The organism is Streptomyces melanosporofaciens (genome assembly GCF_900105695.1).
In the GTDB taxonomy this organism is placed as follows: domain Bacteria; phylum Actinomycetota; class Actinomycetes; order Streptomycetales; family Streptomycetaceae; genus Streptomyces; species Streptomyces antimycoticus.
Genome location: NZ_FNST01000002.1, coordinates 3,720,778 through 3,746,463 on the forward strand (window position 1 = coordinate 3,720,778; position 25,686 = coordinate 3,746,463).

Annotated in this window: 25 protein-coding genes; 8 read left to right on the top strand and 17 right to left on the bottom strand. The window is 69.8% G+C overall.

From position 1 onward, the window contains the following. Window positions 1–6 precede the first annotated feature (6 nt). The 7 genes from BLV72_RS18580 to BLV72_RS18610 form a co-directional block, all read right to left on the bottom strand. Entirely contained in the window at window positions 7–1,884 is a 1,878-nt protein-coding gene (locus tag BLV72_RS18580; protein WP_093463570.1) for a type IV secretory system conjugative DNA transfer family protein, read from the bottom strand. A 1-nt stretch (window position 1,885) separates the two neighbouring features. Beyond that, window positions 1,886–3,280, bottom strand: coding sequence for an ATP-binding protein (locus BLV72_RS18585; RefSeq protein ID WP_425288526.1), 1,395 nt, complete (start codon window positions 3,278–3,280; stop codon window positions 1,886–1,888). Window positions 3,281–3,329: 49 nt separating this feature from the next. Next, window positions 3,330–4,886, bottom strand: a complete 1,557-nt coding sequence (locus tag BLV72_RS18590; RefSeq protein WP_093470422.1) for an SCO6880 family protein — start codon at window positions 4,884–4,886, stop codon at window positions 3,330–3,332. A 2-nt stretch (window positions 4,887–4,888) separates the two neighbouring features. Then, window positions 4,889–6,220, bottom strand: a complete 1,332-nt coding sequence (locus tag BLV72_RS18595) for a hypothetical protein (protein ID WP_093463573.1) — start codon at window positions 6,218–6,220, stop codon at window positions 4,889–4,891. After that, complete coding sequence (locus BLV72_RS18600) at window positions 6,210–7,103, bottom strand: DUF8175 domain-containg protein (RefSeq protein WP_093463575.1); 894 nt, start codon at window positions 7,101–7,103, stop codon at window positions 6,210–6,212. Before BLV72_RS18600 ends, BLV72_RS18595 begins: the two co-directional genes overlap by 11 nt. A 319-nt stretch (window positions 7,104–7,422) precedes the next feature. Further along, window positions 7,423–7,731: a hypothetical protein gene (locus BLV72_RS18605; protein ID WP_009716148.1), complete on the bottom strand. Its 309-nt coding sequence runs from the start codon at window positions 7,729–7,731 to the stop codon at window positions 7,423–7,425. A 356-nt stretch (window positions 7,732–8,087) separates the two neighbouring features. Then, the gene (locus BLV72_RS18610; RefSeq protein ID WP_093463576.1) at window positions 8,088–8,336 is read right to left on the bottom strand and encodes a DUF397 domain-containing protein; all 249 of its coding nucleotides are present in this window, start codon (window positions 8,334–8,336) and stop codon (window positions 8,088–8,090) included. A 225-nt stretch (window positions 8,337–8,561) separates the two neighbouring features. Between BLV72_RS18610 and BLV72_RS18615 the strand changes: the two genes are divergently transcribed. Both BLV72_RS18615 and BLV72_RS18620 read left to right on the top strand, forming a co-directional pair. Further along, window positions 8,562–9,569 (top strand): C40 family peptidase, encoded by a 1,008-nt coding sequence (locus BLV72_RS18615; RefSeq protein WP_093463578.1) that lies wholly within the window; start codon window positions 8,562–8,564, stop codon window positions 9,567–9,569. Between the two features lie 236 nt (window positions 9,570–9,805). Continuing rightward, on the top strand, window positions 9,806–10,519 hold the full coding sequence (locus BLV72_RS18620) for a phosphatase PAP2 family protein (RefSeq protein ID WP_093463579.1): 714 nt from the start codon (window positions 9,806–9,808) through the stop codon (window positions 10,517–10,519). 105 nt (window positions 10,520–10,624) lie between these two features. On the opposite strand, the gene BLV72_RS18625 is transcribed toward BLV72_RS18620, so the two are convergent. Together BLV72_RS18625 and BLV72_RS18630 are read right to left on the bottom strand one after the other, a co-directional pair. Continuing rightward, window positions 10,625–12,241, bottom strand: coding sequence for an FAD-binding oxidoreductase (locus BLV72_RS18625; RefSeq protein ID WP_093463581.1), 1,617 nt, complete (start codon window positions 12,239–12,241; stop codon window positions 10,625–10,627). A gap of 144 nt (window positions 12,242–12,385) precedes the next feature. Then, window positions 12,386–12,589, bottom strand: a complete 204-nt coding sequence (locus BLV72_RS18630) for a hypothetical protein (protein WP_093463582.1) — start codon at window positions 12,587–12,589, stop codon at window positions 12,386–12,388. A 96-nt stretch (window positions 12,590–12,685) separates the two neighbouring features. On the opposite strand from BLV72_RS18630, the gene BLV72_RS18635 reads away from it, so the two are divergent. Next, complete coding sequence (locus BLV72_RS18635) at window positions 12,686–13,600, top strand: hypothetical protein (RefSeq protein ID WP_093463584.1); 915 nt, start codon at window positions 12,686–12,688, stop codon at window positions 13,598–13,600. Between the two features lie 118 nt (window positions 13,601–13,718). Next, window positions 13,719–14,048 (top strand): hypothetical protein, encoded by a 330-nt coding sequence (locus BLV72_RS18640; protein WP_143059790.1) that lies wholly within the window; start codon window positions 13,719–13,721, stop codon window positions 14,046–14,048. A 151-nt stretch (window positions 14,049–14,199) separates the two neighbouring features. Here BLV72_RS18640 and BLV72_RS18645 read toward each other — a convergent pair whose 3' ends face one another. Further along, window positions 14,200–14,604, bottom strand: coding sequence for a metal-sensitive transcriptional regulator (locus BLV72_RS18645; RefSeq protein WP_059145907.1), 405 nt, complete (start codon window positions 14,602–14,604; stop codon window positions 14,200–14,202). A gap of 191 nt (window positions 14,605–14,795) precedes the next feature. Between BLV72_RS18645 and BLV72_RS18650 the strand changes: the two genes are divergently transcribed. Together BLV72_RS18650 and BLV72_RS18655 are read left to right on the top strand one after the other, a co-directional pair. Next, a complete protein-coding gene (locus tag BLV72_RS18650) occupies window positions 14,796–15,416 on the top strand; it encodes a DUF47 domain-containing protein (protein WP_093463587.1) in 621 nt (206 codons plus the stop codon). 8 nt (window positions 15,417–15,424) lie between these two features. Further along, complete coding sequence (locus BLV72_RS18655; protein ID WP_093463588.1) at window positions 15,425–16,423, top strand: inorganic phosphate transporter; 999 nt, start codon at window positions 15,425–15,427, stop codon at window positions 16,421–16,423. 190 nt (window positions 16,424–16,613) lie between these two features. Here the strand turns inward: BLV72_RS18655 and pstB are convergent, their stop codons facing one another. The 4 genes from pstB to pstS form a co-directional block, all read right to left on the bottom strand. Further along, a complete protein-coding gene (gene pstB / locus BLV72_RS18660; protein ID WP_093463590.1) occupies window positions 16,614–17,390 on the bottom strand; it encodes a phosphate ABC transporter ATP-binding protein PstB in 777 nt (258 codons plus the stop codon). 26 nt (window positions 17,391–17,416) lie between these two features. Then, on the bottom strand, window positions 17,417–18,478 hold the full coding sequence (gene pstA, locus BLV72_RS18665) for a phosphate ABC transporter permease PstA (RefSeq protein WP_093463591.1): 1,062 nt from the start codon (window positions 18,476–18,478) through the stop codon (window positions 17,417–17,419). 115 nt (window positions 18,479–18,593) lie between these two features. Then, window positions 18,594–19,583 carry a phosphate ABC transporter permease subunit PstC gene (pstC, locus tag BLV72_RS18670; RefSeq protein ID WP_093463593.1) on the bottom strand — a complete coding sequence of 330 codons (990 nt, stop codon included), beginning with the start codon at window positions 19,581–19,583 and terminating at the stop codon, window positions 18,594–18,596. A 115-nt stretch (window positions 19,584–19,698) separates the two neighbouring features. Then, entirely contained in the window at window positions 19,699–20,820 is a 1,122-nt protein-coding gene (gene pstS / locus BLV72_RS18675) for a phosphate ABC transporter substrate-binding protein PstS (RefSeq protein WP_093463594.1), read from the bottom strand. Window positions 20,821–21,265: 445 nt separating this feature from the next. On the opposite strand from pstS, the gene BLV72_RS18680 reads away from it, so the two are divergent. After that, complete coding sequence (locus BLV72_RS18680) at window positions 21,266–22,366, top strand: C40 family peptidase (RefSeq protein ID WP_093463596.1); 1,101 nt, start codon at window positions 21,266–21,268, stop codon at window positions 22,364–22,366. Between the two features lie 49 nt (window positions 22,367–22,415). Here BLV72_RS18680 and BLV72_RS18685 read toward each other — a convergent pair whose 3' ends face one another. Beyond that, window positions 22,416–22,940: an O-acetyl-ADP-ribose deacetylase gene (locus tag BLV72_RS18685; RefSeq protein ID WP_093463597.1), complete on the bottom strand. Its 525-nt coding sequence runs from the start codon at window positions 22,938–22,940 to the stop codon at window positions 22,416–22,418. Between the two features lie 232 nt (window positions 22,941–23,172). On the opposite strand from BLV72_RS18685, the gene BLV72_RS18690 reads away from it, so the two are divergent. Next, a complete protein-coding gene (locus BLV72_RS18690) occupies window positions 23,173–24,399 on the top strand; it encodes a PP2C family protein-serine/threonine phosphatase (RefSeq protein ID WP_093463599.1) in 1,227 nt (408 codons plus the stop codon). An 86-nt stretch (window positions 24,400–24,485) separates the two neighbouring features. Here the strand turns inward: BLV72_RS18690 and BLV72_RS18695 are convergent, their stop codons facing one another. Both BLV72_RS18695 and BLV72_RS18700 read right to left on the bottom strand, forming a co-directional pair. After that, complete coding sequence (locus BLV72_RS18695) at window positions 24,486–24,830, bottom strand: DUF2516 family protein (protein ID WP_014053906.1); 345 nt, start codon at window positions 24,828–24,830, stop codon at window positions 24,486–24,488. A gap of 120 nt (window positions 24,831–24,950) precedes the next feature. Beyond that, window positions 24,951–25,673 (bottom strand): hypothetical protein, encoded by a 723-nt coding sequence (locus BLV72_RS18700; RefSeq protein WP_093463600.1) that lies wholly within the window; start codon window positions 25,671–25,673, stop codon window positions 24,951–24,953. Window positions 25,674–25,686 lie beyond the last annotated feature (13 nt).

The following is a 25,686-nucleotide window of genomic DNA, read 5'->3' on the forward strand; positions in this document are numbered from 1 at the left end:
GACTGCCTATTGGCCGACCAGGGAGCGGTGGGGCCAGCGGGCTCGTGCTTGTTCCTGGGAGCGCATCAGGGCCAGTGTGGGCAGGCCCTGGGCCGCGCCCTGGGTGAGGAGATCGGGGAGCGCCGGGAGCGGGGCTACAGCGGCGATGTCGTCCAGGACGAGGGTCAGTGGTGGGTCGAGCCGACCGGAGGATGACCGTTCGGCCATGCGCCGGCCGTGCTCGACCACGTCTGAGGCGAGTGCGGTCAAAAGGGGCATCGCACCCGGATGGGTTCGGGGGTCCTCGATGGACTCACCCATCAGATACAGCGTTCCCCCTTCGGCGACGAATGACTCCAGCGCGAGCGTGTCGGCACGTCCCGGATTGCAGGCGTCCCGGATATGGATCGAGGACAGCGCGCCGAGGGCACGGGCGGTCAGCTCTTGGGCCATATCGCGGCGTTCGCGGTGTGCGGTGAGCGTGGCCTCCAGCTCGCCGGCCGCGCCGCCCGCCGCCTTGGGATGCGTACGGAGGATCTTCACGGGCTCGTGGGCCGAACTGCCCTGCGCCCAGCGGTGCACATGGCGGAACGGCCGGCCGTCCACCGCGGCGGCGTGCAGCCAGCAGCGGAGCATCGTCTCGGCGGCTTCCGCCATGGGCCGGTCCATGGCGTGCATGGGCCTTACGGGGGCGAGGAGGGCGGTGGCGCGGGCGGCCGCGATATCGCGGGAGCCGCAGTCCGACGCCGGGTTCCAGCGCAGCCGGGCGGGGGTGTCGAGCAGATGGGACGGGTCGAAGACGTGAGTGGGGCCGAGTTTGGCGCGGGCGTCCTTGGTCGTGGACCAGAGCTCGGGATCGCTGGTGACGACGAGGACGGGGCCGACGGCCTCCAGGACGGTGTGGGCCGCGGACTCGCCGCGCTGGGCACCGAAGAGGACGCGGGACTGGGCCAATTCGCCGTCGGGAAGCCCGGCCGCTGTCAGCGGGTCGGTGCGGGGGGCGGGGAGCGGCTGTGCGGACGCCGGGTCGGGGTCGAGCGGGGCGTACAGGCCGTCGTGGGCGGGCGGTGTGGACGCGCCCTCCGTGGGGGCGTCCTGTGTGCGGGCTCTCTGCTCGGCGATATGGGGATGCGGCTGGTGGCCCGTCCCGGTGGCGGCTTCAGCGGCCATGGCCTTGCCCTCGTGCGGATGACCGGCGACGGGTGCGACGAGGCCGTTGCCGGGAACCGCCTCGGTCGGGGCCGGGGGCCCGGCGGGGTGGCCTGGAGCGGCGCTCTCGGGCCAGGAGGCGGGGGAGCCCTCAGCAGAAGGTCCGGCCGGGCCGGAGGCGGCTCCTGGGGCCGCTGGGCCGCTTCCGGGGTTTGGTGCGGGCGGAGATGGCGCCTCGGTGCCAGGGGTCGGCTCCGGCCTCGTACCGCTGCCGGTCCCGGAGCCCTTCTCGGCGGCCCTCGCGCCCGTAAGGCCGAGTCGTTTCGCCTCCGCCGCCTTCTCGCGGGCGTCCGCGCGGTCGGCGCGGCGCTGGATGCGGACCGTCCGGTAGCGGGCCAGCGTGCCGATCACGAAGATCGTCAGCACGATCAGCACCATCAGCTCACTGATGAAGACGCCCCAGAATAGCCCGTACCCCGACAGCTGCTCCTTCGGGGTGCTGGGCCATGCCGCCGCCAGGTCCTGGGGCTCCTGCACCAGATGGCGCAGCGCCATCGGTGTCCGCATGAAGGTCAGGTTGTCCGGCCAGGCGCCGCGGGCGAAGAGCCCGGCCAGACCGGTCGCCGACCACATCAGGCCGAGCGTGCCCAGCAGGAGGCCGATGGCGCCGATCAGCAGGCCGTCCGGAATGCCGCCTTGCGCGGACGGAGGTCTTCCGTGCTCCGCGGGCCCGCCGTGGTTCTGTCCCGCTGCCATCTCACGCCACCGTGGATCCGTACGACGGCCCGCCGTAGGTTTCCGCCTCGACCGCCGCGGCGGCTCGCTCCTCGGCCTCCGCCTCGGCCGCCATCTGGACGGCCAGCCCGTCCTCCGTCATCGCCCGGTCGGTGTAGACCAGGGGCCGCTCGGCCTCGGTGATCAGGTGTTTGACGACCTGTACGTTGCCGTTGACGTCCCATACGGCGATACCGGGGGAGAGCGTGGGGATGATCTCGACGGCCCAGCGGGGCAGGCCCAGGACGCGGCCGGTGGCCCGTGCCTCGTCCGCCTTCTGGGCGTAGATCGTCCGTGTGGAGGCCATCTTGAGGATGGCCGCGGCTTCCCGGGCCGCCGCGCCGTCGACCACGTCGGAGAGATGGTGGACGACGGCGACGAAGGACAGGCCGAGCCGTCGCCCGAACTTCAGCAGCCGCTGGAAGAGCTGGGCGACGAAGGGGGAGTTGATGATGTGCCACGCCTCTTCGACCAGGAAGATGCGCTTCTTACGGTCGGGACGGATCCAGGTGTGCTCGAGCCAGACGCCCACGATGGCCATGAGGATCGGCATCGCGATCGAGTTGCGATCGATATGGGACAGGTCGAAGACGATCAGGGGTGAGTCCAGATCGATTCCGGCCGTGGTGGGGCCGTCGAACATCCCGCGCAGATCGCCGTCGACCAGCCGGTCCAGCACCAGGGCGACATCGAGGCCCCAGGCCCGTACGTCGTCTATATCGACGTTCATCGCCGCCGCCGAATCCGCCTCGGGGTGGCGCAGCTGCTCCACGATGTCGGTCAGCACCGGCTGACGGTCGACGATGGTCTCGTTGACGTAGGCGTGCGCGACCTTCAGGGCGAACCCGGAGCGCTCGTCGAGCCCGTGCCCCATCGCGACCTCGATGATCGTGCGGAGCAGGGCGAGCTGACCGGTCGTGGTGATCGCCGGGTCCAGGGGGTTCAGACGGATTCCGCCGTCCAGGGCCGCCATGGGGTCGAGCCGGATGGGCGTCAGTCCCAGCTCCTGGGCGATGAGGTTCCATTCGCCGACCCCGTCCTCGCCCTGGGCGTCCAGCACCACCACCTGGCGGTCGCGGAACCGCAGCTGGCGCAGGACGTAGGTCTTCTCCAGGGCCGACTTTCCGTTGCCGGACTCGCCGAGCACCAGCCAGTGGGGGGCCGGCAGCTGCTGGCCGTAGAGCTGGAAGGGGTCGTAGATATAGCCCTTGCCGGAGTAGACCTCGCGGCCGATGATCACGCCGGAGTCGCCGAGGCCGGGGGCCGCGGTGGGCAGATAGACGGCCTGTGCCTGGCCGGTGGAGGTGCGCACGGGCAGCCGTGTCGTCTCCACCTTTCCGAACAGAAAGCTGGTGAACGCATCGGTGACGGCGCTCATCGGATCGGCCACTGCGGAGCCCCTATCGTCCCTGTCGTCCCAGTCGTCTCTATCGGCGGATGCCGGTCGCGAACGGCAACGTGTTCACAAAGGCCCGGTGGTGCTCGCGGTCGCACCACTCCAGCTTGAGATAGCTCTTCCCCGCCGAGGCCCGGATGGTCCGCTTGTCGCGCGCGAGGGCCTCCGGGGACCGGGAGGACACGGTGATGTAGCCGACGAGGTTGACGCCCGCGGCGCCGCTGGCGAGATCCTCGCCGCGCTGGTCGAGCCGGCCGTGGGCGGCGATGTCGCGCGGGTCGACGGTGCGGTTCATCTTCGCCGCGCGGCTGGCCTCGGCCTCGTCGTTGGTCTTCTCGGTGAGCATCCGCTCGATGGCGACCTCGGTGGGCTCGAGGTCCATACAGACGGCGACCGTACGGATGACATCGGGGGTGTGGACGAGCAGCGGGGCCAGGAAGTTGACCCCGACCGGCGTCATCGGCCACTCCTTCACCCAGGCCGTGGAGTGGCACCAGGGCTCGCGGGTGCTCGACTCCCGCGTCTTGGCCTGGAGGTAGGTGGGCTCCATGGCGTCCAGCTCGGCGGGCCAGGCGTTCCGCTTGGTCATCGCCTGGATGTGATCGATGGGGTGGTCCGGGTCGTACATGGAGTGGATGAGCGACGCCAGCCGCCCCTGCCCCAGGGGCTGCCGCACCCGGATGTCGGCCTCGGCGAGGCGGGCACAGATGTCGGTGAGCTCACGGGCCATTACCACGGCGAGGCCCGCGTCCTTGTCGAGGCGGCGGCCGCCGCCGCTGTGGCGGGTGGCGCGCGCGATGGCCTGGGCCTCGGCGGCGAGGTCACGGGTGTAGTGCATACAGGCGACGAGATAGGCGCGGTGCTGCTCGGAGGAGGTGGAGACCATGGACTGCAGCTGGTCGTAGGAGTCCTTGAGCCAGTGGGGGGCCTGGTGGTCGCCGCGCCGCTCGACGTCCTTGGCGTGCGCGTCGGGGTCGGCGGGAAGGGTGCGGGCCAGGATCTGCAGACGGGTCACGAAGCCGTCGCCGTTGGCCACATGCTTGAGCAGGGTGCCGAACCGGTCCACGAGGGCTTCCTGGTCCTCGCTGTCGCGCAGGCCGACGCCGGGGCCCTCGATCTCGATGGCGGCGGTGACGGTGCGGCGGTCGGCGTGCAGGAGCACGGCGATCTCGTCGGGGCCGAAGGGGGCCGCCAGCCAGTTGATCCGGCCGATGCCGGGGGGCGGGCCGACCTCGATCTCCCGGCCGTCGAGGCGGGTGCCGGCCTCCGCGGCGCCGGAGCGGTAGGCGGTGGTGCCCTTACGGACGCTGCGCTTGTAGGAGCGGTTGATCTCGAACCACCGGTAGAACGTCCGCCCGTTGTACGGGACGTACACGGCGGCGAGGGCGAGGGTGGGGAAGCCGACCAGGGCGACGATGCGGAACATCAGCACCTGCACCAGCAGGCCGCACATCATTCCGATGAAGGCTCCCCCGACGATCAGCGCGATCTCGCCGGTCTCGCGGTTCTTGCCGACGATCGCGTTCGGGCGGGGGCGCCCGATCAGATATGTGCGACGGGGCGCGATGGGGTGCGACTGGGCGTCGATCGTCACCGCCGGTCACCTCCCGAGTTGTTGCCGGAGCTGCGGTTTGTGGCGGAGCCGCCGCGGGAGCCTCCGGTGTGGCCGGTGCGGCTGGCGGGCGCGCCGCCCCCGCCGCCCGAGGCTCCGCCTCCGCCGCTGGTGCGGGTGCTGTGGGCCGCCACGCCGCCGGAGACGGGATTGGCGGGCCTGGCCTGCCCCGGGGCGCCGCCGCCCCCACCGGTCTCGCCTCCGCCGCGGGCGCTGTGGGCGTTGATGCCCTGCTTCACCAGGGCGGCGGGGGATGTGATGACGGCGGCGGCCTGGCGGGACGCGGGGTCGGAGCTGGCGCTGCGGGCCTTGACGATCTCATCGCCGAAGCCGGGTACGAAGCGGTAGATCATCGCGCTGGCGAAGATGGCGAGGATGATGATGGACAGGCCGGAGACGACGGCCGAGAAGGCGTCGGGCTTGTCACCGGAGGTGGAGAGCGCGCCGGCGAGGGCCAGCACGATCATGATCACCGGCTTGACGAGGATCACGGCGATCATGATTCCCGCCCAGCGGCGCACATGCCCCCACATGTTCTTGTCGACGAGGCCCGAATAGACGGCGGTGCCGAGCAGCGCGCCCACGTAGAGGAGGGCGGCGCGGATGACGAGCTCGAGGCAGAGGACGCCGGCGGCGAGGATTGTCACGAGCGAGACGACGATGAGCATGATCGGGCCGCCGCCGATGTCCTCGTCCCGCTTGAGCGCCTGGGCGAAGGAGCCGAAGAAGGCGTCGTTGTCCGCACCGGTGCCGGAGGCGATGGCTTCGGTGACGGCGTCGGTCGCGGTGACGACCGTATAGAGGATGAGGGGGGTGAAGGCGGAGGCCAGGACCGTCAGCCAGAGGAAGCCTATGGCTTCGGAGAGCGCCTCGCCGAGGGGGACGCCGCGGATGGCGCGCTTGGCGACGGCGAGGAGCCAGAGGATGAGGGTGAGGACGGTGGAGGCGGCGAAGACGACGGCGTACTGGCGGAGGAAGGCCTCGTTGGTGAAGTCGACGGTGGCCGTCTCCTTGACCAGCTTGGAGAGCTTGCCGACGAGCCAGGAGGCGGCGTCGGCGCAGCCGCGGGCGAGGGAGGCGGCGGGGTCCAGGGGGTTGGCGGGGTCGGAGCCCGGAGAATCGCCTCCGCTGCCCTTGCATAGATCCTTGAGCTGGCCGTCCTGGATGCCGTCGCAGCCGTCACTGGTGTCGGACGGAGTGGGGGTCGGCGACGGGGCAGCGGCAGCACGCGTTGCCAGCAGCACACCAGCGGCTTGGACGCATGCGAGTGCGGCGCTGATCGAAAGGGCACGACGGCGATTAGCGGGCATACGTGAACCCTCCGAACCCTTGTACGGCATTGGCCATGTCCTCAGCCGAGGAAGCGGCTTGGTCGCGGCCGACAGGTGCCGGGCCGTTCTTCTGGGTGTACCGGATCACCTTCCAGTCGCCCTTGGTCCATTTCAGCTTGAAGGTATCCGTGTACCAGCCCTCGGCGACCGGGTTCTTGGACCCTTCCCCTGCTAGGCCGAAGAGCAGTGAGTGCCAGACGGCAACCTGGGCCTCGTCGTCCTCGAACTTCTCCACCTTGGCGCCTACCGGGTTGGCCCGGGAGACGAAGGTCATGCCGTCCGGAGGATCGCCATTGGCATCGAGGCCGGCGTTCGAAAGGATCTTGCTGTTGGAGAACGCCTTATTGAGTTCGCTGAGCCGCGTACCAGCTACGTCAGGGGCATAGACCGTGTGCACAATCGCTTTGCGACGGTCCGCTTTGAACATGCCGTCAGACCCAAGTGCCACCGCGTAGTTCGCCGCCGCGCTCTGGGCGCCCTGTTCCGACTTGGCGAAGCCCGAGGCGATGCCCGTGGTGTCGTTCTTGCCGTCGACCGGGCGCTCGCCCGTGGGGGCGGTGGGGCGGGCTTCGGTGCCGGTGCCGCCGGTGTCGTCGCTGCTGGAGTCGCCGTCCTTGCCGCCGCCGCGGTTGACGAAGGCGATGGCCGCGAGGAGGAGGACGACGACGCTGACCACGGTGATCAGGTTACGGCTGGGCTTGCCGGCGCGGCCGGGGGCTCGGCGGGGCGGGCCGTAGGGGTCGCCGTCGCCCTCGGGCAGGCGGGTGCGCGTCAGGTGATCTCCAGGGGCCGCGCCGCGGCCGCGGCGCGCCTCATGGCCCTCGTAGTCACCGCCGTATCCGTCGTCGCCGCCGAGACTCATCCTGCGTACGCCCCTTCACCCGTGCCGAGCCTGCCGAGCCTGCTGATCCCGCCGAGCCTGCCGGTCGTGCCGGCCGCGTCATCCATGGTCCCTCTTCCGTCACCCGCATACGACGGTAACGGTGAGGACTGACGCTCGGGCGCGCTGGTGTGAGTGGACATCAAGCTGACACGTCCTCAGCGTGGTGAGCGGGAGCGGGCATCAGGAAGCAGCCTCGGGTACGGGGTGGGGGGCCGGTAGGGGGAATCGGGAGCGGGGCTTGCGGCCAGGGGTGTGCGCCCCGCGCGGGGGAGCGGCTGGGGGGCGGGCGGGGGCGCGGCTAGATGGCCATGCCGTACACGATCGTGAAGAGGGTGCCCAGTGATCCGATGATGAACACACCGGTCAGGCCGGCGACGATCAGCCCCTTGCCCTGTTCCGCGCTGAAGGTGTCCCGCAGGGCCGTCGCGCCGATCCGCTGCTTGGCCGCGCCCCAGATGGCGATGCCGAAGCACAGCAGCAGTGCGACCGCCATCACGACCTCGATCATGACGCGGGCCTCGCTGCCCAGACTGCCGAACGGGCCCCAGTCTGGGGCGATTCCACCGATGATGGTGTTGATGTCGCCCTTTTCGGCCGCTAGGAACATGATGAACTCACCGCCCCTTGTGGGTTGTTGTGTCCCCCGCCGGCATGGCGTGGGTCAGCCTCTATCTTCGCTGATGAATCCGCTTCCGCATGTCGACTTGGCGGCATTTCTTGGCGGATCTCGTGCGTGTTGTGGGACACGGCCGTCTGGCGGACGTGCGAGGCGTGTCAACGGAGTGTCGTATGGTCACTCTGTGTATCACGCGGGTGAGCATCGGGCAACGATCGGTGAGGACCGGCGGTGAGGACCGGCGGTAGGGCCGTCGGTGAGGACCGACGCTGGGGGTCGTTGGTGGGGGTCTCGGCGAAGGGCGTCAGCGAGAGTCGGAGGGTCATCGGTGAACGGCCGTCAGCCGTTCACTTCCCCGCGGGCTCGTCGGCCTCCGCGAGGTCGGCGAAGTCGTCGAACTCGCCCGCCTTGACGCCCTTGATGAACGCCTCCCACTTCGTCCGGGTCGTGACGACCACGGTCTCCGGGTCGTTGCTCTCGCGCATCATGATCTGGTCGTCGGGGCCCACGGCCACCTCGAGGTAGGCGCGGCCCTCCTCGCTGTCGTCGGGTGCGGCCCGCTGCCAGTCGAGCTCTTGCCAGTCGCGCCGTGTCATCTGCGGTCCCCAGGGTCGTGGTGCTCGGACGGCTGGACTCTACGCGTTGCGCGGCCCCGCGAGAGGCGGCCGAGGCGGAGCGGTGAGGCGCGCGGGGCGGATGGGCGGCGCACAAGGGGGCGCGCGTCGGAGGCCCACCGTATGGTTTCGGCTGGGGAGCGGCTGATTTTCGCCGTGCGGACGTAAACGCGTTCGCATCGCGGGTGGATGGGGGAGGATGGCCGGGTGCGTAAGGTCTGGCTGGGTGTCAGTGTCGGTATCGGAGTCTCCTTTTCCTTCGTCGCGCTGCTCGTCGTCGGCACCTATATGGTCGCGGCGGATCTCATCGGCGGTGCGGGCGGTAAGGCCGTCGGGCTGGCGAAGGGCTCCGTTCCCTCCTCGTACGAGCCGCTGATCCAGCAGTACGGGAACTCCTGCCCCGCCATCAATCCCGCGCTCCTCGCCGCGCAGCTCTACCAGGAGAGCGGCTGGAACGCGAAGGCGCAGAGCCCGGCCAACGCCAAGGGGATAGCGCAGTTCATCCCGGCCACCTGGGCCTCGCACGGGGTCGACGGCAATAAGGACGGCGTCAGGGACATCTGGGACCCGCAGGACGCGATCCCGTCGGCGGCCGCCTATGACTGCTCGCTCGCCAAGTACGTCAAGGACGTGCCGGGCAATCAGACGCACAACATGCTGGCCTCGTACAACGCGGGCGCCTATGCCGTGATCAAGTACGGCGGGGTGCCGCCTTACCGCGAGACCCAGAACTACGTGAAGACCATCACCACCCTCGCCAAGAGCTTCGAGGCGCCGATCCAGAAGGTCCAGCCCTCCCAGCAGTCGGCCGGGGCGATCTACTTCGCGCAGAAGCAGCTCGGCAAGCCCTATCTATGGGGCGGGAACGGCACGCCGGAGCAGGGCGGGCGGTTCGACTGCTCGGGGCTGACGAAGGCGGCGTACAAGACGGTCGGGATCGACCTGCCGCGCGTCGCCAACGACCAGTGGAACGCCGGACCCCACCCCAAGCGGGACGAGCTGCTCCCCGGGGACCTGGTCTTCTTCGCCTATGACCTCGACGACCCGAGATCGATCCACCACGTGGGGATGTATGTGGGCGGCGGTTACATGATCAACGCGCCCTACACCGGTGCGGTGATCCGTTTTGACAAGATCGACTCGCCGGACTACATCGGTGCTACACGGGTGACTCAAGATGGCGCGAAAGCGCTGCCGCGGGCGAACTCCGCGTAAGGATTCCCCCTGAGCTGCGACGATCGGTCACCCTTCGATAACGTCCCGGTGATCGTTGGGTGGAGTACGGAACCCCCGGCGAGAAGAGGGAGTTCCCTGGAGGTGGATCGGAGCGTGGATCAGCGTGGATCGACGGCGGACTCTCCGGCGCCGGTCGCGATGCCACGGATCGCAAGGCATTACGGGGGGTCGGCAGCTGCACGTAGTGACAGGCAAGAGATAAGGGGCTACGGCACATGGCTGGACTCGCACTGGACGGGTCGAACCCCGATGTCAGCCTTCTCTACGACATCAATGGGCTGGCGAAGGACGCCCCCCACTGGTTCGACCGCGTCATGGAGTTCGTCGGCGAATACGGGATCATCATCGGGCTCGCCCTGGTGACCCTGGCCGCCTGGTGGAGCGTGCGGAAGCGGCCGCAGGAGGCGCCCTCCGCCGTCGCCGGGCTGGTGTGGGCCCCGCTGGCCGCCGGGCTGGCGCTGTTCGCCAACATCCCGATCCGCGGCTTCGTCGAGCGGCCCAGGCCCTTCAAGGACCACCAGGGGCTCGACGTCCTGGTGGCGGGCAAGACCGACTTCTCGTTCGTCAGCGACCACGCGACGCTGACCATGGCGGTCGCCGTCGGCGTCTTCATGGCCCACCGCGCGTACGGGGTGGCCGCGATAGGGCTCGCGCTGCTGGAAGGGTTCTGCCGCGTCTATATGGGGGTCCACTACCCGACCGATGTGATCGGCGGGTTCGCCCTGGGGACGGCGGTCACGCTGCTGCTGGCACCGCTCGCGATGATGCTGCTGACACCGCTGACCACGGCGCTCGCGAGTTCGCGCGTCGGCCGGCTGATACGGGCCGAGCCCACCGCCGCGGACCAGGGCGCGGACGAGGCGTGTGCGGAACTCTCCGAGTCCCGCTCGGCGGGCGGCGACCACGGGAACAAGGACCTGGCGGCTTAGCGGCCCCCTGGCGGATACGCCTGACGGCCTCCTTACGGATGCGACGAAGGCCCGGCGGCTGCCGGGCCTTCTGTCATCTCCTGCTCCCCTCGCCCGCGAACGGCCTCACAGCGCCTGCGGGAAGTCGAAGAGCCGGTCCGGGTCGTAACGCTCCTTCAGCCGCGTCAGCTTGTCGGCGGCCGAGCCGTAGTAGGCCGAGCGCCAGTCCTTCAGCGACGCGTCCGTGTAGTTCTGGTACGCCGCCCCGGAGGCGTGGCGCCGCATCGCCGTATGGGCCCCGTCCAGCCAGGCGTTGCCCGCGGTGCCCGAGCCGCTCGCCGCCCAGGACGCGGTGTACTGGGCGAGGAACCGCGAGCGGCGGTGGACGAAGGACGTGGTCGTGGGCGAGACCCGGTTGACCGCCCCGCCGAGCGCGGTCAGCGCGATGCTCACCGCGCCCCCGCCGCCGGTGCGCCGCCCGTAGCGCTCCATCTGGTCGAGCATCGCCCGTACGCCCGCCTGGCTCAGCGAGCGGTCGTAGAAGTCCGAGCGCGCCGCGTAGGTCTCGCGATTCAGCACCCCGGAGGCGCTGTGACCTGGCTTGTCGCCCGGCAGATGACAGTTGGTCGTCGAGGTGTCGCCGCAGCCCGCGTACATCCGCATGGCGTCGACGTAGCCGCGGCGGCGCAGGCTGACCTGGGTGGCCGGGCCGGGGCCGCCCGGTCCGTCGGCGAGCCGGTCCACCGCGTTCTGCAGCGCGCCGTAGGTGCCGAGCGAGAAGCAGCTGATGGAGACGGTGGGGGTGCTTCCCGGGGCGGCCGACAGATGCAGCGCCGACCAGATCTCGTCGGGCTGGTCCGGGCCCCACTTCTGCCAGGCGCTCAGCACCTTCGCGGCCTTAGACCATGGCCATGACATATAACACGTCACGCCGTCGGCCGCCTCATGCGTACGGAACCGCAGTTCGGTGACGATGCCGAAGTTGCCGTTGCCCGCACCGCGCAGCGCCCAGAACAGATCGGCCTCGCGGTTCTTGGAGACCTCGAGGGCCTTACCGTCCGCGGTGACGATCGTCGCACCCGTAAGGCTGTCGGCGGTCAGCCCGTACGCCCGGGAGACCACACCGTGGCCGCCGCCGAGGGTCAGCCCCGATATGCCGACGCTCGGGCAGGAACCGCCGGGGACGGTGACCCCACGGGTGCCGAGCGAGGTGTAGACGTCGATGAGCTTGGCGCCGCCGCCTATTCGCGCCTCGCCGGAGGAGTGACGGATCGACGAGAGCGCGGAGACGTCGATGACGAGCCGGCCGTCGCCGCTCGACCACCCGGCGTAGGAGTGACCGCCGTTGCGGATGGCGACGGGGGCGCCATGGCGGCGGGCGAAGTCCAGACAGGCGGAGATGTCCGAGGTGTTCTCTATATAGGCGACAGCGGCGGGCCGCAGATGGTCGAAGCGAGTGTTGTAGAGCCGGCTGGCGGAGGTGTAGTCGGAGTCGCCGGGGCGCACCAGGCCGCCCTGCAGGTCCTTGCCGAGCGCGCTCCAGTCGGCGGACTTCGGCTTGCCGTCGACGGCGCCGCGCCTGCCGCTCGCGGAGGCCGAATGGGCGTCCGGCGCCGAGGAGGAGGCGGAGTCGGCGGAGGTTCCGTCACCGCCGGCCTTTCCCGCGTTGTCGTCGCACGCGGTGGCCCATGTGGCGGTGGCCGTCAGCCCTGTGCCCGCTGCCAGCAATGTCCGCCGGTTCATGGCGGTGTCCCCTCCCTGTCGACGCTGTTCTCAACCGTCGACCGGGCCACTGCGAGGCCGGCCCGGTCCCTGGGTCAGAGGGAGGGACCGGGGGATGTGGTTCCGCTCGTTGCCGAAGTGTTGTCGGGGGACGGACAAGCCCCACTAATCGGACGAGTCCGATGAATCGCTTGTGTCGGACGGGGAGTGACGGGCCGTCGCATGAGCCGCCGCGTCGTCGCGGGCGACGCCTCTGGCGCGACGGGCCGGGCCGTACCAGCCGCAGGTGCAGCGGGCGGTGGAGAAGGAGCCCTTCTCCACGGTGGTGGTGCGGTCCTGGCCGTGGCCTATGTCGCCTGAGTCGAGCACATGACCACGCTACCGGGCCGTGACGAGCCGCCGGTGCTGATCGTTAAACGAACAAGTATCAAGCGTGGACGAGCGTGGCCAGGGGGTCGGCGGTCGATGGAGTTCCAGCAGCGCGGGCTCGGCGTACGGAGACGGCTGAGAGCGGTCGCCGGTCTCGTGTCGGGCGGCCTGCTGGCCGTGTCGCTGGCGACCGTCAGCGGCTGTTCCACCGAGACGGCGGCCGATGAACGCCCCGGCGGCACGGCGCGGGAGAGCGCGGTCACGGTGCTGCACCGGGCCGCGGACGTGCTGGTCCGATCGGGCAGTTCACGGGTCCGCACCACCATGGAGACGGCGACCGGCGGCACCCGCGTGTCCATCCGCGGCAGCGGTGCGTACGACTTCGAGAAGCGGCGGGGTCGGCTGCGGCTGCTGCTGCCGAGGGACGCGATGGGGGCCGCCGAGCATGCGCCGATCACCGAACTCCTGGCCTCGGGAGCGCTTTTCATGCGCAATCGCGGAGCGGGCATTCCCCGCGATAAGTGGGTTCGGGTGGATACGACGGACATTCCCGATGGCAATCTCGTCACGGGCGGGGCCACGGATCCGCTGACCGCCGCCGAACTGCTGCGCGGGGTACGGAAGGCCAGCCTGGTCGGCGAGGAGGGGCTCGACGGGGATCTGGTGCGCCACTATCGCGGCACCACCGACATCGGCCGGGCGGCCCGGCTCGCGTCGGAGGGCGCGCGGGGCTCACTGGTGGCCGCGGCGCGGGGGTTCGACGAGAGCACGGTGACCTTCGACGCGTATCTCGACGGGCTCGGCCGGCTGCGCGAGGTGCGGCACCGGTTCACGGTGACCAGCCGGACCGACGGCCAGGAGGCGACGGCGGGCCCGGACGCCGCCCGGCGGCGCGGTGTGGTGGGGGTCGCCTCGACGACGGAGCTGTACGACTTCGGGGCGCCGGCCGTGGTCGAGCTCCCCAAGCCCACGGATATCTACACAGGAAAGGTCGGATCACCTCAGAAGTAGTCGGAGGGGCCCGCTTTGCCCTTCGAAATGGCCCATCCGTGCCATGCGCGGAGTGTGTACCGATCCCTACGCTGGGAAGCCGCTGCTCGAAAGTGCTCGCAGGTGCTCGCTGGAGGAGGTGAAACACGTGGTTGCGCGTCGCGGCTCGTCGGGCCCGGACCCCGTGGCCCTCGTCGAAATCGATCTCTATGGTGACTTGATGATCGCTGCGTCGAGCGCGGACGAGGACAGGCTCAGTACGGACCGTATCGACGAGGTGCTCCGGGTGCAGGCCGACCGATCAGATTCGGCCGAGGGGACCAAGAGTGCCAAGGGCGCTCATGGTGCCAAGGGCGCCAATGGCGTCAAGCGGACCAAGGGTGCTCATAACGCTGATAGCGCCGAGGAAGCAAGGGGTGCCGACGAATCGACGGGCGCCCCGGAGGGCGGGGGTCCGGACACCCCGTAGCCGAGTCGCCGTCTCGCCGGCGGGTGCCCGGCGGCCCCGTCCGGCGAGCGGCTCGTCCGGCGAGGCGGTAGCCATATCCACACCCGGCTGCGGTCATGTCCACGCCCGGGACGGCCCGGGACGGCCCGGGTCGGGCCGGGCCGGTGCGAGCTCAGGTCCGCAGCAGCCGGGCGATGGCCGCCGTGGCCTCGGCCACCTTGGCGTCGACCTCGCTCGTGCCCTCCGTCTCGCCCTGGGCGGCACTCTCCACGGCCGCGCTGGCGACGCAGTGGCGCAGATGCTCCTCGAGCAGCTGGAGGGCGAAGGACTGGAGCGCCTTGGTGCCGGCCGAGACCTGGGTGAGTATGTCGATGCAGTAGACGTCTTCCTCGACCATCCGCTGCAGTCCCCTGATCTGGCCCTCGATCCGGCGCAGCCGCTTCAGGTGCTGATCCTTTTGTTTGGCGTATCCATGGCCACCGTGGGGTACGGACTCCTGGGCGGAAGTATGCCCGGACGTCTGGCCCCGCTCGTCGCCGTCGGTGGGCGCGGTGGTGTCGGCTGCCGTGGTCGTCATGGCGTCCTCCCGTTGATTACGCAATGTCCGCATATACCCCCAGTGGGTATATGGTACCGGCTTTTCTGGTCGAACCGGGCCCCCGTGCTGAGCACTCTGCCCGATGGGCGACACTGGGATCGCCGGTTACCGTGGCCGGAAGATGCGCCTAGCATCGACGAGTCCCCATCCGCTGCATCCGAGGATCCCCAGTGCGCTTTCGTCTGACCCCCAGGGAGACGAGCTTTTACGACATGTTCGCCGCGTCCGCGGACAACATCGTGACCGGCTCCAAGCTCCTGATGGAACTGCTCGGGGCGGACTCCTCCGCTCGTGCCGAGATCGCGGAGCGGATGAGGGCCGCGGAGCACGCGGGGGACGACGCCACACACGCGATCTTCCACCAGCTGAACTCCTCCTTCATCACGCCGTTCGACCGTGAGGACATCTACCGCCTGGCCTCCTCCCTCGACGACATCATGGACTTCATGGAGGAGGCCGTCGACCTGGTCGTCCTCTACCAGGTCGAGGAGCTGCCCAAGGGGGTCGAGCAGCAGATCGAGGTGCTGGCGCGGGCGGCCGAGCTGACCGCCGAGGCGATGCCGAATCTGCGCACCATGACCAACCTCACCGAGTACTGGATCGAGGTCAACCGCTTGGAGAACCAGGCGGACCAGATCCACCGCAAACTCCTGGCCCACCTCTTCAACGGTAAGTACGACGCGATAGAGGTGCTCAAGCTCAAGCAGATCGTCGATGTGCTGGAGGAAGCGGCCGACGCCTTCGAACACGTGGCCAACACGGTCGAGACCATCGCCGTCAAGGAGTCCTGAGCCCGGGCATGGACACCTTCGCGCTTGTCGTGACCATCGCGGTCGCGCTCTTCTTCACCTATACCAACGGCTTCCACGACTCGGCCAACGCCATCGCGACCTCGGTCTCCACCCGGGCGCTGACCCCCAGGGCGGCGCTCGCCATGGCCGCCGTGATGAACCTCGCGGGTGCCTTCCTCGGCAGTGGCGTCGCCAAGACCGTCAGTGAGGGCCTGATCGCCACCCCCACCGGCGACCAAGGCATGATGATCTTGTTCGCCGGGCTGATCGGGGCGATCACCTGGAACATGGTGACCTGGTACTACGGTCTGCCGTCCTCCTCCTCGCACGCGCTGTTCGGCGGGCTGGTCGGCGCGGCGCTGGCGGGGGCGAGCACGGTCCACTGGGACGGGGTGCTGGAGAAGGTCGTCATCCCGATGATCCTCTCTCCCATCGTCGGCCTGGTGCTGGGCTACTTCGTGATGGTGATCATCCTCTGGCTGTTCCGTGACGCGAACCCGCACAAGGCCAAGCGCGGCTTCCGGATAGCCCAGACCGTCTCGGCGGCGGCCATGGCGCTCGGCCACGGCCTCCAGGACGCCCAGAAGACCATGGGAGTCGTGGTGATGGCCCTGGTCATCGGGGGTGTCGAGGACGAAGGCGACGCGATTCCGGTGTGGGTGAAGATCTCCTGCGCCGCGATGCTGTCGCTCGGCACCTACGCGGGCGGCTGGCGCATCATGCGCACGCTGGGACGGCGGATCATCGAGCTGGACCCGCCGCAGGGGTTCGCGGCGGAGACCACGGCGGCCGGAGTCATGTACACGGCGTCGTTCATGTTCCAGGCGCCCATCTCGACCACCCATGTCATCACCTCGGCGATCATGGGGGTGGGGGCGACCAAGCGGGTGAGCGCGGTCCGCTGGGGGGTCGCGAAGAACATCATCCTCGGCTGGTTCATCACCATGCCCGCCGCGGCCGGAGTCGCCGCGCTCAGCTACTGGATCGTCAATCTGGCCTTCGGCTGACCGCCGTACGTTCGGCCCGTGCGGTCGTCGTAACCGCTCCGGCCGACCCGTACGCAGATACACGAAGCGCGGATACACAAAAGCGGGCCCGCCCCCGGGAGCCAGGGGCGGGCCCTTCGTCTTGCGGTGGCACCGCCATGCAGCACCGCAGGACGTTCTGTCCTCGCCAGTAGTGCGGCGAGGAGCCTGATCAGCCGAAGCGGCCCGAGATGTAGTCCTCGGTCGCCTGCACCGACGGGTTGGAGAAGATCCGCTCGGTCTCGTCGATCTCGATGAGCTTGCCGGGCTGGCCGACGCCGGCCAGGTTGAAGAAGGCCGTACGGTCCGAGACGCGCGCCGCCTGCTGCATGTTGTGCGTCACGATGACGATCGTGAAGCGCTCCTTGAGCTCACCGATCAGGTCCTCGATGGCGAGCGTCGATATCGGGTCGAGCGCCGAGCAGGGCTCGTCCATCAGCAGCACATCGGGCTCGACCGCGATGGCGCGGGCGATGCACAGCCGCTGCTGCTGACCACCGGAGAGGCCGGCGCCCGGCTTGTTCAGCCGGTCCTTGACCTCGTTCCACAGGTTGGCGCCCTTGAGGGACTTCTCGACGACGGCCTCGAGCTCGCTCTTCCGGTACGAGCCGTTGAGCTTCAGCCCGGCGGCGACGTTCTCGAAGATGGACATCGTCGGGAACGGGTTGGGGCGCTGGAAGACCATGCCGACCGTGCGGCGCACGGAGACCGGGTCCACGCCCGAGCCGTAGAGGTTCTCGTCGTCGAGCATCACCTTGCCCTCGACCCGGCCACCGGGTGTGACCTCGTGCATCCGGTTGAGGGTGCGCAGGAAGGTCGACTTGCCGCAGCCCGAGGGGCCGATGAAGGCGGTCACCGAGCGGGGCTCGACCGTCATCGAGATGTCCTCGATGGCTTTGTGGGTGCCGTAGTAGGCCGTCAGCCCGCTGACGTCGATGCGCTTGGCCATGTGAATCACTTCTCTTCTTCTTGGCCTCAGCGGCCGGACTTCGGGGCCTTCCAGCGGGCGATGCCGCGGGCCACCAGGTTCAGGATCATGACGAAGGCGATGAGCACGAGCGCCGCGGCCCAGGCCCGGTTGAAGGAGGCGTCGTTGCCGAGCTGCCACTGCTCGTAGATGTAGTACGGCAGCGACGACTGGGCGCCTTCGAACGGGTTGTTGTTGATCCCCGTGGCACCGAAGACCAGCAGCACGATGGGGGCGGACTCGCCGGCGATACGGGCGACCGCCAGCATCACACCCGTGGTGATTCCGCCGATCGCGGTGGGCAGCACCACCTTGAGGATGGTGCGCCACTTGGGCACGCCGAGCGCGAGGGACGCCTCACGCAGCTCGTCCGGGACCAGCTTGAGCATTTCCTCGGTCGAGCGGACGACGATCGGCATCATCAGGATGGCCAGCGCCATGGCACCGGCGAAGCCCGAGTAGCTGAAGCCGAGAATGATGATCCAGAAGCTGAGGATGAACAGACCGGCGACGATCGAGGGGATACCCGTCATCACGTCGACGAAGAAGGTGACGGCCTTGGCGAGCCGGCCGCGGCCGTACTCCACCAGGTAGATCGCGGTCAGCAGGCCGATCGGAACGGCGATGAGTGCGGCGAGGCCGACCTGCTCCAGGGTGCCGATGATCGCGTGGTACGCGCCACCACCGGGCAGGATCGTCTGCACACCCTCCATGGAGTGGCCCAGGAAGTAGCCGTCGAGCACCGTCCGGCCCCGGTCGATGGTCTCCCAGAGCAGGGAGAGCAGCGGGATGACGGCGAGCAGGAAGCAGACCCAGACCAAGCTGGTGGCCAGCCGGTCCCTGGCCTGCCGGCCCCCCTCGACCACGGCGCCGAGGACGTACGAGGCGATGATGAACACCAGGGCGGCGAACAGGCCCCACTGGAGCGGATTGCCCGTTCCCAGGGCGACGCCGATGCCCGCACCCACCGCCGCCGAGCCGACGACCAGGGCGTACGGGGTCCACCGCGGCAGACGGGCCTGCTTGAGGCTGGAAGCGCGGTGCGCGCCCTTATCAACAACAGTGCTCATGCCGTGCCCCTTACATTCGCTCCGCTGCGCCGGCAGCTGATGTGACTGTCGCCCGCGCGGCGCAGAGGTGCGGCCTTCGTCTTCTTCTGCGGCCCGGTGGCCGCGCCTGCGTCGCTCATGCCGCGGTCCCCGAGTACTCCTTGCGGCGGGCGATGATCATTCGCGCGGCGCCGTTCACCAGCAGGGTGATGACGAACAGCACGAGACCGGAGGCGATCAGCGCGTCGCGGCCGTCGTTACCGGCTTCCTTGAAGCGGCTGGCGATGTTCTGGGCGAAGGTGCCGCCGCCCGGGTCCAGCAGGCTGGTCTCGATCAGGAAGTTGGGGGACAGCACGGTGGCGACCGCCATGGTCTCGCCCAGCGCGCGGCCCAGGCCCAGCATCGAGGCGCTGATGATGCCGGAGCGGCCGAAGGGGAGGACCGACATCCGGATGACCTCCCAGCGGGTCGCGCCGAGCGCCAGCGCCGCCTCCTCGTGCATCTTCGGGACCTGCCGGAACACCTCGCGGCTCACGCTGGTGACGATCGGCAGGATCATGATCGCCAGCAGGATGCCGACCGTGAACAGGGAGCGCGCGGCGCCGCCCTGGTAGCTGAAGATCCCGGTCCAGCCCAGGTAGTCGTCGAACCAGGTGTAGAGCCCGGTCAGATGCGGGACGAGGAAGAGCGCGCCCCACAGGCCGTAGACGATGCTGGGGACCGCGGCGAGCAGGTCGATGACGTAGGCGACCGGAGTGGCCAGCCGGCGCGGGGCGTAGTGCGAGATGAACAGCGCGATGCCCACCGCGATCGGCACCGCGATGACCATGGCGATGATCGAGCTGACAACCGTGCCGTAGGCGAGGACGGCGATGCCGAACCGCATCGGCGAGGAGCCGGTGTTCCACTCGAAGTACGTGAGGAAGTTGGCCTCGTCCTTGGAGATCGCGATGGCGGCGCGGTAGGTGAGGAAGGCCGCGATGGCCGCCATGATCACCAGCAGAGCGATCCCGGAACCCCGGGAGAGGCCGAGGAAGATCTTGTCACCGACGCGGCCGGTGGAGCGGGTCTTGACCTTGGGTGGGGACCCGGCGACTGATGATGTGGGTTCTATATCCGTTTTCATGAGTTCTCCGGTCTGCGGAGCCCGATGCGGATGAGGCTCCTGGTGCGGCGGTGCACCGGACGATGCGGCTGACTCCGCCGCGGCGATTGCCGCGGCGGAGTCAGCCGCACTCGGGTCAGGAGAGGCTCTTGACGCTCTCGCGGACCTTGTTGGCGATCTCGGTCGGGAGCGGGGCGTAGCCGAGCTCCTTGAGGGAGGTCTGGCCGTCCTCGCTGGCGACGTAGGTCAGGAAGGACTTGGTCGCGGCGAGGGTGCTCGCCTTGTTGCCCTTGTCACAGGCGATCTCGTAGGTGACCAGGGTGATCGGGTAAGCGCCGTCCGCCTTGGTGTCGTACGCCAGGTCGAGGGCCAGGTCGCTGCCGGTGCCCTTGATCTTGGCCTCGGAGATGGCCTTGGAGGCGTTCTCGACGGTGGCCTGGACCGGGGCGGAGGCGCCGGTGTCCAGGTCGACGGTCTTGATGCTGTTCGCGGTCGCGTAGGACAGCTCGAAGTACGAGATCGCGCCCGAGACCTGCTTGACCTGCGAGGAGACACCGGAGGAGCCGTCGGCCGACTGGCCGCCCTCGCCCTCCCACGCCTTGCCCGGCTCGTGCGGCCACGCCTTCGGGGCGGCGGCCTTGAGGTACTTGGTGAAGTTGTCCGTGGTGCCCGACTCGTCGGAGCGGTGGAACGCCTGGATCTTGAGGCTCGGGAGGTTCGCGTCCTTGTTCAGCGCCTTGATCGCGGGGTCGTCCCACTTCTTGATCTCGGAGTTGAAGATCTTGCCGAGGACATCGGCGTTCAGCGTCAGCTTGTCGACGCCGGGCACGTTGAAGCCGACGGCGATCGGGCCACCGACCATCGGCAGGTCAATGGCCTTGCCGCCCTTGCAGATCTTCTCGGAGGACTTGACCTCCTCGGGCTTCAGCGCCGAGTCGGAGCCCGCGAAGGCGGTCTTGCCCTGCAGGAACTCCTGGATGCCCGCGCCCGAGCCGGTGGCCTTGTAGTTGAGCTTGGTGTCCTTGCAGGCGGCGCCGTAGGTCTTGATCCACAGGTCCATGGCGTTCTTCTGCGCGGACGAGCCCGAGGCCAGCAGCTGCCCCTTGCCGTCGCACTTGATGTTGGAGGCGGCCTTGGAGCCGCCGCCGCCCGAGTCGCTGTTGTTGTCGGAGCCGCACGCCGTGAGGACCAGGACGCCGGAGACAGCAAGGGCACCGGCGGTGATGGCGCGAAGCCGGTTCTTGCGCTGAAGCTTCACTTTCAGGAGTTCCTTCCAGGAGCCGCCGGTTGGGGGACGGCGCGCGAGATGGGGTGGAGCGCACTTCGTGCGGCGTGGGCCGGAGCCGTACGCGGCTCACGCTCAGTAGGGCCGAAAGTAGGCAGATCAGGTGAAGCGGCCTGAGGGGGCGAGTTAACGGATGGTGAACCTCGGCCGTCAGTGTGGTGGCCATGTCACGGCCAGGTCACGGCCTGATCCCGAGCCGGATGACGTCGTTGCAGAGGTCGCGCCAGGCCCGTCCGACACCTGTGCGACACCCGTCCGGTGAACCGGTTCGGGGTGGCTGCTGGAGTAACCGCCGCGTGTCTCTGTCGAATTGCGGTACGGCATGTCACTATCCGTCCCTACGTGCCGGTACGTCAGGTCTGGCGCGCGAGAGGGACAGGAGCGCGCACGGCCGGAACGGAACGAGAGGAGACCGCGGGTGAGGCGGGACGGGAGAGGGAGGGGTGTGAGCGTCGCCGCGGCCACCGCGCTGGTCTGCGCGCTGGGACTGTCGGCCGTGCCGGAGACGGCGTACGCCGCGCCCGGCGAGCCGGGACCGGCTCCGGGGCCGGGCGGCGGGTCCGGTGGCGGCGCGAGTGGGGGCCAGAGCCTGGAGCAGGTCCACCAGGAGGTCGACGGGCTCTATCGCAAGGCGGAGTCCGCCACGGACGCGTACAACCTGGCGCGGGAGAAACAGACCCGTCAGGAGAAGGCCATCCTGAAGATCGCCCGAGCCGTGGTGAAGGCCCAGAAGGAGATGGCCGGGCTGCGCAAGCGGGCCGGGGCGATGGCCCGGGCGCAGTACCGGGGTGGCGGGATGCCGGCGGAGGCACGGTTGTTCCTCAACGGCGATCCGGGCGACTTCCTCGACGGTGTCACGCTCGCCCGCAAGGGTGAACAGGCCACCCACGGCCTGATCGGCCGTCTGGAGCGCACCCAGGTGGCGCTCGACCGCTACGCCGACTCGGCCTCCCAGGAGTGGGAGCGGCTGGACCGGAGCCGGGCGAAGAAGGCGGCGGCGAAGAAGGAGATCCTGCGCAAGCTGGCCCGGGCGCAGCGGCTGGAGTCCCGGCTGGCGAAGGGCGAACGGGAGCGGCTGCGTCAACTGGAGGAGGACAAGGCCCGTGGTGCGCAGGCGAAGTGGCTGGACACCGGGATACTGCGGGAGCTCGGCAGCGGCGCCACCGCGATGGGCGGGCGCGCGGTCGACTTCGCGCGGGCCCAGCTCGGCAAGAACTATGTGTGGGGCGCGGTGGGCCCGGACACCTATGACTGCTCGGGGCTGACCCAGCGGGCGTGGGCGACGGCCGGCCGGGCGATCCCGCGGACCTCGCAGGAGCAGTGGAGGCTGCTGCCCAAGGTGAGTGCGAAGGACATGCGCCCGGGTGATCTGATCATCTACTTCAGGGACGCGAGCCATGTGGGGATGTACGTGGGCGGCGGCGCGATGATCCATGCCCCCCGCCCCGGCCGCCAGGTCACGTTCGCGGGCGCGGGCTCGATGCCGATCCTGGGCGTGGTCCGGCCGGACGCGCGGTAGTACGGCGGGACCTGGTGCCCCGGGGGCCGCGAGGGCCCGCCCGGCCGCCTCAGGCCGGCGGGAGCCCGTTCAGGGCCGTCTCGAAGGCGTCGTACGCGCGCTGGTCGAAGAGGACGAAGCGGGCCTCGGTGACCGCGGTGTCCGCATCGCGGACGGTGGTGAGCGCGATCCGGGCCGCGTCGTCCAGGGGCCAGCGGTAGACGCCGGTGGATACGGCCGGGAAGGCGACCGTAAGGGCGCCCAGCTCATCGGCGACCCGCAGTGACGCGCGGTAGCAGGAGGCGAGCGTGGCCGAGCGGTCCTCGGTCGTGGAGAAGACCGGGCCGACCGTATGGATCACCCAGCGGGCGGGCAGCCGGCCGGCCGTGGTGGCGACCGCCTGCCCGGCCGGAAGGCCCTTGCCATAGCGGGACGCACGCAAATCGCGGCATTCATCCAGTATGTCGGATCCGCCCTTTCGGTGGATGGCTCCATCGACGCCACCCCCTCCCAACAGGGAGGAGTTGGCCGCATTCACGACCGCGTCCACGCTCTGCTCCGTGATATCCCCCAGCGCCAGCGTGATGTTCGTCATCCCGGGATTGTCTCCCGGGCCGCCAAGTGCCGCATGACGTGCGGCATATGACAAAAGTCGGTGCCTGGAGGTCATTCCATGAAACGGCCGCCTAGCGCTAAGGTCGCCTGGCAATATCCGGTACCCGCGCTCTGGGGTCGCTGAAACCGACCAGTCGGTGTGCGTACCGGAATCCCACTGCGCTCCACCGGTCGGCGGTGCGCGCCCTCGGGGGGAGGGAAGGAATCGAGCGATGTCCGTACCCGTGCCGAGGCAACGGGAGGCACCGGCCCCGGAGGCCGGTCCCGCCGCCCTGCCCGACAACGGGCTCACCCTGCTGGTGATCGAGGACGATCCGTCCGGTGCCTTCAACGTTCCCGAGATGCTGGATACCGAGGGTAACCGAGTCCGCATCCGTACGGCGCGCAACCTCACCGAGGCCAGCCGGCTGCTCACCGACGGGGTGCAGTGCATCCTCCTCGCCCTCCCGGGCCCGGACCACGACGGCGCGGACTCGCTGGCCGCGCTGCACGAGGTGCTGCGGCTCGCGCCCCTGCACGCCGTCCTCGTCCTGACCGCGGAGGACGACGCCGAGCGCGCCGCCGAGGCGGTGCGGGTGGGCGCCCAGGACTTCCTCTTCCGCGGCGAGCTGGACGGCCGGATCCTCAGCCGCGCCATCCGCTACGCCGTCGAGCGCAAACGCTCCGACCTCGCCCAGCGCCAGCTCACCGAGTCGCGGCTGCGTGCCCAGGAGAACGCCCGGCTGGAGCGCGGACTGCTGCCCACCCCGCTGCTGGACGGCTCGGGGCTGCGCTTCGCCGCCCGCTACCGGCCCGGCCGCAGCCGGGCCCTGCTCGGCGGCGACTTCTACGACACCGTCCGCACCCCGGACGGCACGGTCCACGCGATGATCGGCGACGTCTGCGGCCACGGCCCGGACGAGGCCGCCCTCGGGGTGGAGCTGCGCATCGCCTGGCGCGCCCTGACCTTCGCCGGGCTCTGCGGCGATCAGCTGCTCGGCACCCTTCAGCAGGTGCTGGAGAACGAACGCGCCGACGATGAGATCTTCGCCACACTGTGCACGGTCGACATCGCACCGGACGGCCGCCGGGCCGGGGTCTGTCTGGCCGGGCACCCCTCGCCGCTGGCGATCCGCCCGAGCATGGCGCCCCGGCTGCTGCCCACCGACGAGAACGGCCCGGCGCTCGGCCTGCTGCCGAACGCCCGCTGGCCGCGCCGCGAGGTCGAGCTCGGCGGGGCATGGAGCCTGATGATGTACACCGACGGGCTGATCGAGGGCCGCGTCGGAACTGGGGTACAGCGGCTCGGCCAGGAGGGGATGGTCGAGATCGTCGCCCGCCAGGTCGCGGAGGGACGGCGCGGCGAGGAGCTGCTGGACGCGACCGTCACCGAGGTGCGGTCGCTGAACGGCGGGGAGCTGACCGACGATCTCGCGGTGCTGCTGCTGGACCGCGGCTGATCGGCCGCGGCCCGGTCGTTTCCGCTGTCTGTCCCCCGGCGTGCGCTGTATGCCGCCCGCGCCCGCTGCCGGACGCTCGACGCGTCCTACCGGCCGTTGAAGGGTCCGTAAGGACCGTCGGAGCTGGAGCCGCGGCCGCGCGGCCAGCGGCGGCCACCGCCGGAGACCTGCCGCAGCGCGGGCCGGACGTCGACGATGTACACGATCGTCGCGATCAGCCCGATGATCGGCAGGAAGTCCAGGATGCCCATGAAGAAGTTCACCGCGGCGGCGAGGCCGAGGATGATCAGCCAGAACGCCTTGGTCTGCTTGTCCGCCGCCCGGTACGCGTCATCCCGGCGGATCGCCGAGTCGACGAAGGCGAAGAGGCTGAAGAGGAGCAGGGCCCAGGAGACCCAGTACATCAGCTTGCCGAAGCCTTCAACCAGCACGCCATCCACCGCCTAGAAGATATGTATGGGACGCGTCTCTGCGGGCCACCGTACCCGCCCACCGGGCCGGGCACGCAGGGCGTACCCGGCGTACCCGGCCCGGTCGTGGACGTGCGCTCGTCAGCCGGCCGACTTCGGCTCCGGCCGCTTGGCGGGGGTGGCGGGCTTGGTGCCGCGCGCCGGGGCCTTCTTGGCCTGGGAGGACGAAGAGGCCGCGGACGTCTGCGCGCCCGAGTGACCGGCCTGACCGGCCTGACCGGAGTGACCGGAGTGGCCGGAGTTGCTCGACGGGGCCGGGGTGGCCGGCTTGGCCGCCGACTTCGGGGCCTCCTTGGACGAGTCCATGGCGACCGACTGCGACGGGGCCTTCGAACGGGCCGCCGCGTTGCCGTCGCGCCCCTCGTGGGGCTCGATCGCACCGGCGATGTCGACGACCTCGTCGGCCGCCTCACCGCGCCAGGTCCGCACGACCTCCTGGCCGTGCTCGGCCACCTCGTCGTACCGCTCCCGCGCCTTCACGGCGAGCTCGGCGGCCCGGCCCACACCCTGCAGGGCGAGGTCCTGCGCCGTGTCGCGCAGCCGCTTGATGTCGGTGTCGATCGTGCCCAGCATCTCGTTGAGCTTGCCCTGGGCCTCCTTGGCCTGCTGGGAGACCCGCTCCTGCACGACCTTGGGGTCGGTGTTGCGCACCGCGTTCAGGCGCTCCGGGGCCTCGGCGACGATCTTCTCGACGAACGACGGCACCTCCTTGAGCTTCTGGGCGGCCAGGTCGGCGGTGCCCGCCATGAAGTACAGCGGGGTCGGGTCGGTCAGGGTCTTGCGTACGTCGTCGGTGATGGCCATGGTGATGGTCCTC